We start from the raw sequence: 13,652 nt of genomic DNA, 5'->3' as shown, positions 1-13,652 counted from the left end.
CGTCACGACCGCGCGGCCCGCAGACCGTTGTCCATGAAGGTGACCATCCAGGTGAAGCTGTCCTCGGCGTCCACCTCGACCTGGAACCCGCCGGCCGTCTCCGTCGTCGCGAACGCCGCGACGATGCTGCGCACCATGCGCAGCGCGTGCAGCTCCTGCCCGGGGTCCAGCCGGTACCCGTGCAGCACCGCCGTGAGCGAACCGAGGAGCCGGCGCCGGGCGGGGACGAGCGGGTCGCCGGCTCCCACCGGCCGGGCGGTGCTGACCGCCGCGTACCGGCCGGGGTGGTCGTGCACGAAGGTCCGCAGCGCCCGTGCCGCCGCGGCCAGGGCCTCGCTTCCCGCAACGCCCTGCGTCGCGTCGCGGAGTGCGTCGCCGAGCTCGGTCGTGGCGAGGACGGCGACCCGGTGGGCGAGATCGGCCCGGCCGCCGACGTGCTTGTAGAGCGAGGGGGTCCTGACCAGCAGACGCCGGGCCAGCAGGCCCATGCCGAGCCGCTCGAACCCGACCTCGTCGGCCAGGTCCGCGGCGGCCCGCGTCACCGACGACGGACCGAGCCGTTCCCTAGGCACGGGTCAGCGTCCTGGCCAGGAACGGCAGGGCGAGCGCGAGGACCTCGTCGGGGGTCTGGACGTGCGGGTAGTGCCCGGCGCCCTCGATCACCGCCAGCTCACCGAGTCCCCGCGGCAGGTCGGCGACGACCTTCTCGCCCTCGGCACGCGGGTCTGCCCAGTCGGGGTCGGCGCTGCCCATGACGACCAGCACCGGGCAGGTGACGTTGGCCAGCTGCGCGCCGGCGTCGGCGGGATTGGCCTTGCACATGGCCTGCAACGCCTTCATCCGGCCGGGCTCGCGCATCTTGGAGTCGATGCGGCCGAGCTCGGCCTCCCAGTCCGCGGGCTTGATCGGCATCGCCAGGTCGAGGTACTTCTTCCAGCCCGTCAGGCTGCCCGCGACCAGGACCTTCGCGAGCTGGGTGTAGCCGGCGCGGTAGCGCTTCACCCGCAGCAGCCCTCCCACGTCGAAGGACTGCGCCCGCGTGAACGGCGCGAGCTCCACGACGCCGGCGATCACGTCGGGTGCCGTGGCGGCCGCGATGGTCGCGGCACCGCCGCTGATCGACTGGCCGATGATCACGGCCGGGCCGCCGAGGTGGCGGACGACGGCGACCAGGTCGCCCGCGATGTCGGTGCGGCTGTAGCCGTCCCAGCCGAGGCCGGAGTCGCCGCACCCGCGGATGTCGACGTTCGCGACCCGGTAGCCCTGCGCGACGAGCGCCGGGGCGAGGAAGCGGTAGGAGTGGCGGCTGTCGCCGATGCCGTGGGCCAGCACGACGAGGGGTCCCTGCCCGCTCACGTCGTAGGCGATGGTGTTGCCGGCGATGTTCAGGTGCTCGGTCATGCCGTCCTCCAGGACAGAAGCTAATGTGATTAGCTAAAAGCTAACGCAATTAGCCAGACGCTGTCAACGGCTGAGACCGGCGACACGGCGGACGTGGTCGCACGGTGGCGGAACGAGGACCTGAGATGATCGAGTGCGCAGGCTGTGTCCAGTACCTCGGCGAAGTGGTGTGCCTGATGACCTCTGTTGCGGCGGGCGCTCGTGCCTAGGGCGGGCCTCGGTCCGGCCACCGTCATCGCGGCCGGTGCCGACCTCGCCGACGAGGTCGGCTTCGACGCGCTGACCATGGGTCTGCTGGCCGAACGGCTCGGGGTGCGCACGCCGTCGCTCTACCGGCACGTGGAGTCGCTGGACGCACTGCGCCGCGGCATCGCCTTGCAGGCCAAGCGCGAACTCGGCGACGAGGCCGCCCGCGCGGCCGTCGGCAGGGCGGGCCCGGACGCTGTCCACGCGTTCGCCGACGCCTACCGCCGCTGGGCCCGCGACCACCCCGGCCGCTACACGGCCTCCCTGCGCGCTCCCGCGGCCGGCGACGAGGAAGACCGCCGGGTCAGCGACGAGTCGGTGCGCGCCCTGTTCGCCGTGGTCGCCGGCTTCGGGCTGCACGACGACGACGCGGTCGACGCCGCCCGTGCGCTGCGATCGGCGATGCACGGCTTCGCGAGCCTCGAGAGCGCGGGCGCGTTCGGGCTGCCGCGCGACGTCGACCGCAGCTATCACGCGCTCATCGACACCCTGGTCTCCGGTCTGCGGGCCGGGAGTCCGCGCTCCGCCGGGACCTGACCGGCAGTTCCGTGACGTGCCGGCCGTCGAGAACGACGGCAAGGTGGTGTTCGAACCTCTGGTCGCCGTCGCCGAGGTGCGTGCTCGTCCCGCCGGGATCTGGGTGTTCCCTGTGAACTCGGCGCCGCGACCCCGTTCGGACGCGCGATTCCCCGAGTTCTCCCAGGAACTCCCAGGGATCGATCAGACCGGGTCACCACGCTCGGGCCCATGACGATGATCGAAGTGCGGGGGCTGACCAAGCGGTACGGCCTCGACACCGTGGTGGACGACCTGTCGTTCACCGTCGAGGCGGGCCAGGTGACCGGGTTCCTCGGCCCGAACGGCGCGGGCAAGTCCACCACCATGAAGGTGATCCTCGGCCTGGCCGCGCCCACCCGCGGTGCGGTCTCGGTCGGTGGACGCCGCTACCGGGACCTGCCCGTGCCGCTGACCGAGGTGGGCGCCCTGCTCGACGCCGGCGCCGTGCACGGCGGGCGGAAGGCCCGAGACCACCTGCTGGCGCTCGCCGTCGGCAACGGTCTGCCGCGCCGCCGGGTGGACGAGGTGCTCGCCAGGACAGGGCTGGAAGGCGTGGCGCACAAGCGGGCGGGCGCGTTCTCGCTCGGCATGCGGCAGCGGCTCGGCATCGCGGCGGCGCTGCTCGGCGACCCCAAGGTGCTGATCTTCGACGAGCCGGTCAACGGGCTCGACCCCGAGGGCATCCGCTGGATCCGCGACTTCATGCGGTCCCTGGCCCACGAGGGCCGCGCGGTGCTGGTCTCGAGCCACCTCATGAGCGAGATGGCGCAGACCGCCGACCACCTCGTCGTGATCGGCCGCGGCAAGCTCATCGCCGACACGGGCATGACCGAGTTCCTGCGCGGCAGGGGCGAGGGCGTGGTGCTCGTCCGCACGCCCGAGGCCGCCGCGTTCGCGCTCCGGCTGACCGCGGCCGGCGCCGCCGTGCGGGAAGGACCCGACTCGTCGCTCGTGGTCTCGGGCCTGGCGAGCGAGGAGATCGGCAAGCTCGCCGCCTACCACGGCACCGTCCTCGGTGAGCTCACCCCGCAGCGACCGTCGCTGGAGGACGCGTTCATGGAGCTGACCAGGGACAGCGTCGAGTACCAGGGCGTGACCGCGTGAGCCCCGCGCGGTTCGGTCACGCGCTGCACGCGGAATGGGTGAAGCTGCGCAGCTTGCAGTCGACCTGGTACACCCTCGCCTGCCTCTTCGCGGTGGGCCTCGGCGTCGCGGCCATGGCGACCGGCAGAGCGGGTGACGAGTACCGGAGTGCGTCCGCCGCCGAACTGCTGGCGTGGGACCCGACGGCCCGCAGCCTGACCGCGTACCTCGTGGCCCAGTTGGTCATCGGTGTGCTCGGCACACTGGTGGTCACCTCCGAGTACGCGACCGGCCTCGTGCGGACGTCACTGGTGGTCACGCCGCGCAGACACCGCCTGCTCGCGGCCAAGGTGGTGGTCACGACCGCCGTCGCCGTGGTGGCCGGCCAGGTGCTGATGTTCGCGACCTTCCTGCTGGGCCAGGCACTTCTCGCCGCGCAGGACGTGCCGCACGCCGAACTCGGCGGCCCCGGAGTGCTCTCCGCCGTCGTGGGTGGCGGGCTCTACCTCGCGGCGATCGCACTGTTCGCGATCGGCCTCGGCACGATCCTGCGGGCCACGGCGGGTGCGATCACGACGCTGGTGGGCGTCGTGTTCCTGGTGCCTGCTTTGGCCGGGCTGTTTCCCGCGTGGTTCCAGGGTTTGCTCGACTTCTGGCCCACGCAGGGCGCGGCGGCGGTGTTCGCGACCGTGCCGAACCCCGCCTACCCGCACCCGTGGCTGAACCTGGGCGGGATGTGCCTGGGGGTCGCCGCGGTGCTGGGTGCCGCGTTCGTGGTCTTCGAACGCCGGGACGTGTGATGGCGGCGCGGCGTGACGTGAAGGCCGTCGCGGGCACCACATCGCCAGGACGCGTGGTGGTGCGGTGGCAGGAGGTCCGGCGGGGTGCGGTGGCGGCAGTCGCGGCCCTGGCCGCCATGACAGGCACCGCCGCAGCCGCGTTGTTGCTCGTGGACGCAGGCGAGGTGGCGGAGTTCGGCCGGTTGACGGCGACCGTCGTCGCCATGGCCGTCGGAGGCTCAGCCGACGTGAGCGCCGTCCCGTCGGGCAGCATGCCGGTCGCCGTGCGGGGCAACCTCGGCGTCGTGCCGTCGGGAGTGGCGCTGGTGGGTGCTTTGGTGCTCGGATGGCTGCTGCTGCGCCACCGGGACGGGCTGCTCGTCCGCGGCGCGGCAGCCGCCATCGCTTTCCCCGGCGGCGTCGCCGCGATCGCCTTGGCGGCGAAAGGCACGGTGACGCCGCCCGGTGGCGCCGCAGGCGGGATGTCCGGCGTCTGCGGACTGCCTGCCATCGGACCGTGGGGCCGAGGCGGTCCGGTGGACGAGCTGAGCATCGGGTTCTCCGCACCGGTCGGACCGGCGGCGATCGGCTGGGTGCCGGCCGTGGTCGGGGTGTGCTGGCTCGTGAGGCGGTTCGGGATTCGCCTGCGCGGTCCACTGTGGACCGCGAGCGGCCTCGCCGTCGCGGCCGTGGTGCTCGCAGGGGTGCTGGGCGGCCCGGCCGTGGCGGGCGGTGTCCTGCTCCTGTTCCCGACGGTCGTGCTGGGCGTGGTGGCACTGGGGCTGGGCTTGCCGTGGACGGTCCGGACGGACGGCGCGCTCGCGTGCGTCCTCGATGGAGTCGCACCGCCCGCGCACGGCGGGCCGCTGACGTGGGTGGCGGTCGCCGTGGTGCTGGGGCTGGGTGTCGTGGTCGCGCTGGCCGGCAGGTCGCTGGTGGTGTGTGCGGGAACGGCGGTCGCGCTGGGGGTTCTGGCGTGGTGGTCGCGGGTGTCGGTGCGGCTCGGCGTCGACGCGTTCGGGTTCGAGGTGCCGGTGCTCGACGCGTCGTGGGCGGTGAACCCGTTGGCCGCGCTGGCCTTGGGGTGCGTCGTCGGGCTGCTCGCGAACGGGGTTCTCAGGTTGGTGTCCGTATGGTCGCCTGCGTGGAAGAACCGGGTCGGGTGACGACGCTGCTGGTGGTGGACGACGAGGCCACGGTGCGCGAACTGCTGTCCGCGACGCTGCGCTTCGCGGGGTTCCAGGTGACGTCCGCGGCGACCGGGGCCGAGGCGGTCGCCGCGGCCACCGAGGACCCGCCCGATCTCGTGCTGCTCGACGTGATGCTGCCGGACGTGGACGGGTTCGAGGTGGTCCGGCGGTTGCGCGAGCAGCGCGCGGAGGGGCATCGCGGGCCCGTGCCCGTCCTGTTCCTCACCGCGCGGGATCGCAAGGCGGACAAGGTCACCGGCCTGTCGCTGGGTGCCGACGACTACGTGACCAAGCCGTTCGACCTGGAGGAGCTGATCGCCCGGATCCGCGCGATCCTGCGCCGCACCTCGGGCCACCGGGAGGACGTGCTCACCGTCGGCGCGCTCGTGCTCGACCCCCAGGGCCACGGTGTCACGCGGGCCGGGCTGCCGGTGCGCGTCTCGCCCACCGAGTTCCGGTTGCTGCGGTACCTGATGGAGAACGCCGGGCGCGTGGTGTCCAAGGCGCAGATCCTCGACCGGGTGTGGCGCTACGACTTCGGCGGCGACGCGGGCATCGTCGACACCTACATCTCGTACCTGCGGCGCAAGGTCGACGTGGACGATCCCAAGCTGATCCACACCGTGCACGGCGTCGGGTACGTGATGAGGGAGCCCGCGCGGTGAGACGGGTTCTGGGCGGGCTTTCCCTGCGCACCAGGCTGTTGCTGCTCACGGCGAGCCTGCTCCTCGCGGGGCTGGGCCTGGTCGGCGCGGTCGTGTCCGACCAGTTGGAGCGCTACCAGCTGGACCGGGTCGACGCCCAGCTGCGCTCGCTCGGCGAGATCCTCTCCCGCGTCCCCGCCGCCGGGCCGCTCGGCACCGCGGGCACCACCGCCCGCCCCGATCTCCTCGATCCCGCGCTGCGCCTGATCGGCGGGCCCCACCTCGTGTACCTGGACGCGAACGGCGAGGTGGCGGGGACCCTGCACCCCAGCCGGCCGGACGACATCTCCCTGCCGGGCCCGGCCGAACTGCGCACGGTGCCCACCGGCGGCGGGCCCGTCGACCTGCCCGCCGCGGACGGCTCCGGCCGCTGGCGCGCGATCGCGAAGCCCGCCACCGGCTGGAACGGGACGGTCGTCGTCGCGGCGCCGCTGGCCGAAGCCGACGCCACCACCGCCCGGTTGCGCACGACGAGCCTGGTCAGCGGCGCCGTGCTGCTCCTGCTGCTGACGGCGGTCGGCTGGTTCGCGCTGGGCAGGGGACTGCGGCCGCTGCGCCGGATCGAGCACACCGCCGCCGCGATCGCCGACGGGGACCTGACGCGCCGCGTGCCCGTCCTCGCGGCGCCGGCCACCGAGGTCGGGCACCTGGCGACCTCGCTCAACACGATGCTGGGCCAGCTCGAACGCGCCTTCGCCGACCGGGCCGCGTCCGAGGCGCGCATGCGGACGTTGCTCTCGGACGTGAGCCACGAGCTGCGCACGCCGTTGTTCGGCATCAAGGGCTCGACCGAGCTGTACCGGATGGGCGGGATGCCCGAGCGCGCCGACGTGGACGAGGCGATGCTCCGCATCGACCGCGACGCCACCCGGCTCACCGGCCTCACCGAGGACCTGCTCCTGCTGGCGAGGCTCGACGAGGCACCGCGCGCCCAGCTGGACGCCGCCCCGATGGACCTGCGCACCCTCGCCAACGACGCCCGCCACGACCTGCTCGCCCTGGACCCGTCCCGCCCGGTCGAGCTCACCGGCCTCGACGGGGCCGGACCACCCGGGCCCGCCCCCGTCCACGCCGACGAGGACCGCCTGCGCCAGGTCGTCACCAACCTCGTCGCCAACGCCGCCACCTACACCCCGCCGGGCAGCCCCGTGCGCATCGGCGTGGGCTCGGCGAACGGCCGTGCCGTGCTGGAGGTGGCGGACCGGGGGCCTGGCTTGAGCGCGCACCAGGCGGCCCGCGTCTTCGACCGCTTCTACCGCGCAGACCGCTCGCGCACCCGCCCGGACGGTGCCAACGCCGGACTGGGCCTGGCGATCGCCCGCGCCCTCGCCCGTGCCCACGACGGTGACGTCGAGCTCGACACGACCCTGGGCGAGGGCGCTCGGTTCCGCCTCACCCTGCCCCTGCACGACCAGGCCCGTTGAGCGAGGTCTGCCGCGAAACCGTTCAGCAGCGCGGCGAACGCCCACGGTTCTTCCTGCCGGGGAGCACGCCTCGCGATCCGGGCCGGGGTCAGCGGAGGCCGGACCGGGAGGTCGGTTCCAGCCTGACCGTGAACTCCGACCGGTTCAGCATCGCCGACACCGTGTCGGCGACGGTCCCGATGCGGGGGTGGCCGTGGACGGCGTCCAGGACGCGTTCGCGGTCGGCCTCGTCCTCGAAGCGCCGGATCCAGACGAAGGTGTCCTCGGCACCGGCGAAGGAGCCGACCACCGTCATGCCCCGCTCCTGGTGCAGGGGGATGACGATCTCGTCCATGTACAGCGCCAGTTCGGCGCCGAGGCCGGCTCGCGCGTGTTCGGTGCGGATCTCGTAGAACATCGGGTTCTCCTCGTCAGGAAGCGGCGCGTTGGGCGGCGAGCGCGTAGACGTCCGGAGAGCCCTCCCACGGACAGGTGCGCTGCACGGCCCAGCGGGTGATCAGCCAGCGCCCGCCGATCCTGCTCAGGCCGAGCTGCCAGTACCCGCGCATCGTGCAGTGGTCGACGACGCCGGGATCCGCGGGAACGTGGTGGTAGGCGACCACGTGCGCGCGGCACCGCGCCTCGTCGCCCGACAGCCGCACGTCCAGGTTGGAGGTGGCGTGGTGCGTGCTGTCGAACCCGGTGAGGGTGCCGCTCGCCAGCTCGACCAGGTCCGCGGCCGGGATGGTGGCCGGTGGCCTGCCGAAGTGGTGGGTCGACAGGTCCAGCAGCACCTCGTCGGCCAGCAGCCGCCGCAGCGCGACCCAGTCGCGGTCGTCCTGGGCGTGGGCGAGGCCGGTGACGACGTCGGTGACGGCCGCCCGGTCGGCCAGTTCCTCGAGGGTGGTCATGTCCGCACCTCCGCGCGGTCGACGAGCGGCAGCACCAGCCGGCTGGGGTGCGCCGGTCCGTGGTGGACCCGGTTGACGGCCACGACCGGGGCGTCCTCGCTCGCGATCGTGCCGCCGGTGTTGGGGTTGCGGTCGTAGCGGGGGAAGTCGCTGCTGGAGACCTCGAGCCGGATGCGGTGGCCGGGCAGGAAGACGTTCGAGGTGACGCACATGTCGACGGTCAGCTCGTACACGGTGCCGGGCTCCATCAACGCCGGTTCGGTCAGCGAGTCGCGGTAGCGGGCGCGCTGGATGCCCTCGCACAGCAGGATCGCCCTGCCGTCGGGGTGCACGTCGACGAGCTTGCCGGTGAAGTCGGTGTCCGGCGCCGAACTGGAGACGTGCAGCACGAGGGTGACGTGCCCGGTGACCTCCACCGGCTGGTCGAGGACGGGGCTGGTGAAGCACAGCACGTCGTCCCGCGTCTCGACGGCCGACTGGTCTGCCGGGCCGGGGTAATCGCCCGGCGCTCCGGCGAGCACGGTGCCGCCCAGGGTCGGAACAGGGCGGCGCGGGTCGTACAGGAACGTGTCCGCGGTTTCCTCCCGCACGGCGTCGCGCGTCAGGACCCCGTCGCCCGCAACGGTGTTGGCTCGGCCGTTCCCGCCGAGGAACAGGTCGGTGTAGCGGGTGCCGGGCAGCGGCCAGTCCTCCTCGTCGCGCCACTGGTCGACGCCCATGACGAAGATCCGGACGCGGTGGGTGTCGTCGGGGACGTCCGTCCGCCCGCGCACCCAGCGGTCGAAGAACCGCAGGTGCTCGCCGGTGACGTCGGCGGCCTTGATGCTGCCGGCGAGCCCGAAGGACCGGTCCGGGAACGTGCCGAGGTCCGCGCCGTCGGGATGCGCCCAGGGGCCGATGACGAGCCGCTGCCCGTCTCGAGCCGCCGCGCTGCCGCCGTGGGCGCGCATCATCCGGTACGAGCGCACGGTTTCGCCGATGAACACGTCGTACCAGCCGCCGAACTGGAGCGCCGGAACGGTGATGTCGCCACAGCGGTCGATCGCGGCGACCTCCTGCCAGAACTCGTCCCGTTCGGGATGACCGAGCACCTCGCCGAACCACGGCAGGTTGCGCGTCACGGCCTCGCGTCCGTTGAGCGGCAACGGATCGTGCAGCCGCCGTGGGTCGTCCAAAGTGGACAACAGGGTCGCTGCGTCGGCCGGATCGCCGCTGGCCGGGTCTCGGCCCAGGTTCCGCAGGGCCGAGAGCGTGCTCCACGTCAGCACGGCGTCCTGGGACAACGCGCCGCCGGGGGAGTACCACGGCGCGCGGTACAGGTCGGCGGAGCTCATCACGGGTGCGACCGCGCGGAGCGACGGTGGGGTGTGCGCGGCCGCGAGCCATTGGGTGAAGCCCATGTACGACCCGCCCCACATGCCGACAGCGCCGTCGCACCACGGTTGTCCGGCGAGCCACGCCAGGGTGTCGGTGCCGTCGCGACCCTCGTGGGTGCCCGGCGCGAACGTCCCGGGCGAGCGGGAGGTCCCGCGGACGTCCTGCGCCACCACCGCGTAACCGGCTTCCACGAACGCGAACACGTCCGGCAGCTTGGGGTTGCCGAACGTCCCGGCGTCGTCCTTGCCGTACGGGGTGCGGACCAGCAGCACGGGGAACGGCCCGGGACCTTCCGGCCGCCACACGTTGGTGGCCAGGGCGACGCCGTCGCACATGGGCACGGCCACGTCGACGTCCACGACGAAGCTCATGCCCGGACCTGCTGGGGCGTGATCATCCAGTTGCTGAACGCGGCGTAGTGCCGCGCGAAGTCCTGCGGCGTGGGGGAGTGCTCGACCGCCGCGGACAGCTCCGCGACGCGGACGTACCGCGGGATCCGGTCGGCCTGGTAGGCCTGCAACGCGGCCGGCACGTCGCCGCCGGAGCCGAGCAGGCGCCCGAGCAGGGCGGCGTCCTCGATGCCGAGCGTCGCCCCGGCGGTGATGTGCGGCGACATGGCGTGCGCCGCGTCGCCCGCCAGCGCGACCCGGGCCGACACCCAGTGCGGCAGCGGCGGCACGAGCATGATCTGGTTGTGCAGGATCAGCTCTTCCGGCGTCGCCGCGATCAGCTGGGCCAGAACGCCGCCCTCACCCTCCTCCAGGTGGTGGGCGCGCTCCAGCGCCTGCTCCTTGCGGGTGCCCGTCAGCGGCGGCGACTTGAACTGGTTCACCAGCCAGTACACGGTTCCGTCCGCGGTGCGCACGTACCCGCCCCGGCACCCGTCGGTGCCCAGGATCAACCGGTTGCCGGGCACGGAGATGCCGGTGGTGGGCACGACCGCGCGCCACACCTGGTGGCCCGCGTGTTCCTGCGCCGGAGTGCCCGGCACCAGTTGCGCGCGCACCGCGGAGTAGGCCCCGTCCGCGCCGACGAGCAGGCCGGCTTCCTCGCTGCTGCCGTCGGTCAACCGGACCTCGACGCCGTCCGCGCGTTCCTCGTACTCGCTGAAACCGGTGCCGAGGCGGATGTTCTCGCGCCCGACGGCGTCGGCGAGCAGGTCGTTGAGCTTCGCGCGGTGCACCAGCAGGTACTGGTGGTCCTCGGCACCGAACTCCGGGGTGTCGAGCAGCCTCCCGGCGGGGTCGTGGAAGTACATCTCGCTGGGCTTGCCGATGGCGCGCACCTCGTCGCCGATGCCGAGCTCGTCGAACACCGCCAGCGCGTTGGCCCACAAGCCCAGTCCGGCTCCGGCCGCGCGGATCTCCGGCGCGTGCTCGCAGATCACCACGTCGATCCCGGCTCGGTGCAGGGCGATCCCCGTCGTCAGCCCCACGATTCCGGCGCCGATCACGACAGCCCGTGTCACGGTTGCTTCCCCCGTCATGTCCTTGTCCTCCAACGATTTCTTCTCTTGTCACCGACACTAGGAGCTGATGTGGATTGCTGCCAGTGCAACTCTGGTACGTGAGTCTTTCGAATGTGATAATCCGAGGATGGACTACATCGATCTGAACCTGATCGAGGCGCTGGACGCGTTGCTCGCCGAGAACAGCGTCACCAAGGCGGCGGCGAAGCTGCACACCTCGGCTCCCGCCATGAGCCGCGCGCTGGCCCGGCTGCGCCGGGTCTTCGACGACCCGCTGCTCGTGCGGGCCGGGCGCGACCTCGTGCCCACCCCGCGGGCCCTGGAGCTGCGCGGTGAGGTGCACGCGATCGCGTCCAGGGCACGGGCGTTGTTCGCGCCGTCCACGACGGCCGATCCGCGGACCGCGGTGCGCGTGTTCGACCTGCAGGTCACCGACATGCTGTCCACGACGTTCATCCCGTCGCTCATCGACGACCTGCGGGAGCAGGCCCCCGGCATCTCACTGCGCCTGCGGCCGGAGACCCTCGAGGACGTCCCCGCGCTGCGGGAGGGGCTGGTGGACCTGGAGATCGGCAACATCCGCCCCGGCGACTCGGAGATCCACACGGAGGCGCTCGTCACCGAGGGGCTGATCGGCGTGGTGCGGCCGGGTCACCCGCTCGCGAAGGCGAAGGTGGTCACACCGCAACGGTTCGCCGACGCGGACCACATCGTCGTGTCGCGGCGTGGCCGGGCGGAGGGCCCGATCGACGAGCAGCTGGCGGAACTGGGCCTGAGCCGGCGCGTGGCGGCCGTGGTGCCCACGTTCGCGAGCGCCCTGTTCATCGCCTCCGAGACCGACGTCGTCTGCATCGCCCCGGCCAGGCTGGCGCGGCGGATGCTGGACACGCTCGGGCTCCGCACGTTCACCGTTCCGGTGGAACTGCCGTCCGTGACGGTCGGCATGGCGTGGCATCCGCGCAACCACCACGACCGCACGCACCAGTTGCTGCGCGAGCGCACCCGTCACATCATGGCCGCCGCCGCCGAAGGCCTCAGTCGGTGACGGTGTCCGGCACGGCACTCCCGCGGTGGCGGATGCGGCGCACGACCTCGATGAACCCCGTCACGACGAACGCGAGACCGACGCCGACGGCGATCGCGAGCAACGTGTTCTCCTGGAACAGAACGCCGCCGAGGTAGCCGGTGAGCGCGGTGTAGGCGCTCCAGGAGGCGGTGGCGAACGCGATGAACAGCACGTACTTGCGCAGGGGAAAGTTGACGAGCCCCGTCGACAACGTGGCCAGGTAACGCCCGACCGGGATGAACCGCGTCGTCACGAGGATGAAGCCGCCGCGGGCGTCGAGCTCGCGGGCGAACCAGTCGTGCGCGGCACGGCGTTTGCTGCCGGGCGGAAGCCGCTTGAGCAAGCGAGTGCCGAACAACCGCCCCGCCGCGTACGGGACCATGTCGCCGAGGAACGCGCCGAGCGTGGTGGCGGCGATGACGAGCACGATGTCGGTCTGCCCGGTCGCCGCGTACACGCCCGCGACGATCACGACGGGCTCGCTCGGGATCAGCGGCAGGAACGAGTCCAGGAAGGACACCGCGATCAGCACCGCGTAGAGCCAGGGCGAGGAGATGAGCGACTCGGCGAGCCGCAGCCAGTCGATCACGGGTGGTCCTTTCGGGAACGGACGAGAGGTCCGACGACGATCTCGGAGGAAGCGGCGCGCGACACGCAGGCCACGATGGTGGATGGCCGTTCCTCGTCGGTCAGCACGGAGTCGTGGTGCTCGGCCTCGCCTTCGAGGACCGCCAGCCGGCAGGTGCCGCAGACCCCGGCCTCGCAGGACGACTCGACCGGAACACCGTTGCGGCGCAGGGCTTCGAGCAGTGAGAGATGCGCTGGAACCTCCACCCGGAGGCCGTCAGGAGCCCAGACCGCCGTGAACGGTGCGGAGATCTTGCGTTCCGCCGTGAACTGCTCCACGTGGATCCGGCTGGCGCGCCAGTGGGCTGTCAGGGTGTGGACGGCTTGCATGAGTGGAGCCGGGCCGCAGCAGTAGACGCGCGTGTCGTCGTCTGGTTCGGCCAGGTAGGGCCACAGGTCCAGCAGGCCGTGGTCGTCGCTGTGGTGCACTGTGTCGTGTGGGCCGGTGAACTCCTCCCGGAACGGGGTCTCTTCGGCTGACTGGGTCAGGTAGAGGAGTCGGGTGTCGGTCTTGGCCTCCGCGCGCAGTTGGCGCACCATCGACCGGATGGGCGTGATGCCGATTCCGCCTGCGATGAACAGGTACTTCGGTGACGGGTGTAGGGGGAACCTGTTGGCCGGCAGGGATGTTCGGAGGGTTGTTCCCACGGCCACGTCGTTGTGCATGCTCGTGGAGCCGCCTCGGCTGTTGTTGTCGCGGCGGACGCATACGGCGTAGTGGCGCGGCTGGTCGCCGCCAGGGTCTACGAGGCTGTAGCTGCGCTTGTGGCCGGCTGGGGTGGTGATCACGATGTGCGCGCCTGGTTCGTGTGGTGGCAGCGCGAGGCCGTGGGGGTGTT

15 protein-coding genes are annotated in these 13,652 nt (G+C 72.4%); 7 read left to right on the top strand and 8 right to left on the bottom strand.

What is annotated here, in order from left to right; genetic code table 11:
- Positions 1-2: 2 nt before the first annotated feature.
- Together IE307_RS00440 and IE307_RS00435 are read right to left on the bottom strand one after the other, a co-directional pair.
- A complete protein-coding gene (locus IE307_RS00440) occupies positions 3-572 on the bottom strand; it encodes a TetR/AcrR family transcriptional regulator (protein ID WP_191295431.1) in 570 nt (189 codons plus the stop codon).
- On the bottom strand, positions 565-1,401 hold the full coding sequence (locus IE307_RS00435; RefSeq protein WP_191295430.1) for an alpha/beta fold hydrolase: 837 nt from the start codon (positions 1,399-1,401) through the stop codon (positions 565-567). The genes IE307_RS00440 and IE307_RS00435 overlap by 8 nt, the downstream gene beginning before the upstream one ends.
- 201 nt (positions 1,402-1,602) lie before the next feature.
- Between IE307_RS00435 and IE307_RS00430 the strand changes: the two genes are divergently transcribed.
- From IE307_RS00430 to IE307_RS00405, 6 genes are all read left to right on the top strand, one after another.
- Positions 1,603-2,184 carry a TetR/AcrR family transcriptional regulator gene (locus tag IE307_RS00430; protein ID WP_191295429.1) on the top strand — a complete coding sequence of 194 codons (582 nt, stop codon included), beginning with the start codon at positions 1,603-1,605 and terminating at the stop codon, positions 2,182-2,184.
- Between the two features lie 216 nt (positions 2,185-2,400).
- Positions 2,401-3,309: an ATP-binding cassette domain-containing protein gene (locus IE307_RS00425; RefSeq protein ID WP_373305952.1), complete on the top strand. Its 909-nt coding sequence runs from the start codon at positions 2,401-2,403 to the stop codon at positions 3,307-3,309.
- Positions 3,306-4,088 (top strand): ABC transporter permease, encoded by a 783-nt coding sequence (locus IE307_RS00420; RefSeq protein ID WP_191295427.1) that lies wholly within the window; start codon positions 3,306-3,308, stop codon positions 4,086-4,088. The genes IE307_RS00425 and IE307_RS00420 overlap by 4 nt, the downstream gene beginning before the upstream one ends.
- Positions 4,088-5,233, top strand: coding sequence for a streptophobe family protein (locus tag IE307_RS00415; protein WP_191295426.1), 1,146 nt, complete (start codon positions 4,088-4,090; stop codon positions 5,231-5,233). The genes IE307_RS00420 and IE307_RS00415 overlap by 1 nt, the downstream gene beginning before the upstream one ends.
- Entirely contained in the window at positions 5,212-5,922 is a 711-nt protein-coding gene (locus IE307_RS00410; protein ID WP_229904244.1) for a response regulator transcription factor, read from the top strand. Before IE307_RS00415 ends, IE307_RS00410 begins: the two co-directional genes overlap by 22 nt.
- On the top strand, positions 5,919-7,385 hold the full coding sequence (locus IE307_RS00405) for a sensor histidine kinase (protein ID WP_229904243.1): 1,467 nt from the start codon (positions 5,919-5,921) through the stop codon (positions 7,383-7,385). Before IE307_RS00410 ends, IE307_RS00405 begins: the two co-directional genes overlap by 4 nt.
- A gap of 88 nt (positions 7,386-7,473) precedes the next feature.
- On the opposite strand, the gene IE307_RS00400 is transcribed toward IE307_RS00405, so the two are convergent.
- From IE307_RS00400 to IE307_RS00385, 4 genes are read right to left on the bottom strand one after another with little or no spacing between them, the layout of a single operon-like run.
- On the bottom strand, positions 7,474-7,782 hold the full coding sequence (locus IE307_RS00400) for an NIPSNAP family protein (RefSeq protein WP_191295424.1): 309 nt from the start codon (positions 7,780-7,782) through the stop codon (positions 7,474-7,476).
- Between the two features lie 13 nt (positions 7,783-7,795).
- Positions 7,796-8,275 carry a nuclear transport factor 2 family protein gene (locus IE307_RS00395; RefSeq protein ID WP_191295423.1) on the bottom strand — a complete coding sequence of 160 codons (480 nt, stop codon included), beginning with the start codon at positions 8,273-8,275 and terminating at the stop codon, positions 7,796-7,798.
- Positions 8,272-10,023 (bottom strand): CocE/NonD family hydrolase, encoded by a 1,752-nt coding sequence (locus IE307_RS00390; protein WP_191295422.1) that lies wholly within the window; start codon positions 10,021-10,023, stop codon positions 8,272-8,274. The genes IE307_RS00395 and IE307_RS00390 overlap by 4 nt, the downstream gene beginning before the upstream one ends.
- Positions 10,020-11,138 (bottom strand): FAD-dependent monooxygenase, encoded by a 1,119-nt coding sequence (locus IE307_RS00385; protein WP_191295421.1) that lies wholly within the window; start codon positions 11,136-11,138, stop codon positions 10,020-10,022. Before IE307_RS00385 ends, IE307_RS00390 begins: the two co-directional genes overlap by 4 nt.
- A 109-nt stretch (positions 11,139-11,247) precedes the next feature.
- On the opposite strand from IE307_RS00385, the gene IE307_RS00380 reads away from it, so the two are divergent.
- Positions 11,248-12,165 (top strand): LysR family transcriptional regulator, encoded by a 918-nt coding sequence (locus IE307_RS00380; protein WP_191295420.1) that lies wholly within the window; start codon positions 11,248-11,250, stop codon positions 12,163-12,165.
- Here the strand turns inward: IE307_RS00380 and IE307_RS00375 are convergent.
- Both IE307_RS00375 and IE307_RS00370 read right to left on the bottom strand, forming a co-directional pair.
- Complete coding sequence (locus tag IE307_RS00375; RefSeq protein WP_191295419.1) at positions 12,155-12,775, bottom strand: DedA family protein; 621 nt, start codon at positions 12,773-12,775, stop codon at positions 12,155-12,157. The genes IE307_RS00380 and IE307_RS00375 overlap by 11 nt on opposite strands.
- Complete coding sequence (locus IE307_RS00370; RefSeq protein WP_191295418.1) at positions 12,772-13,602, bottom strand: PDR/VanB family oxidoreductase; 831 nt, start codon at positions 13,600-13,602, stop codon at positions 12,772-12,774. Before IE307_RS00370 ends, IE307_RS00375 begins: the two co-directional genes overlap by 4 nt.
- Between the last annotated feature and the right edge of the window lie 50 nt (positions 13,603-13,652).

Source organism: Lentzea cavernae (assembly GCF_014653695.1).
Classification (GTDB): Bacteria; Actinomycetota; Actinomycetes; order Mycobacteriales; family Pseudonocardiaceae; genus Lentzea; species Lentzea cavernae.
Note: the sequence above shows the minus strand (reverse complement) of the source record. Positions and strands in the feature narration are given on the sequence as shown.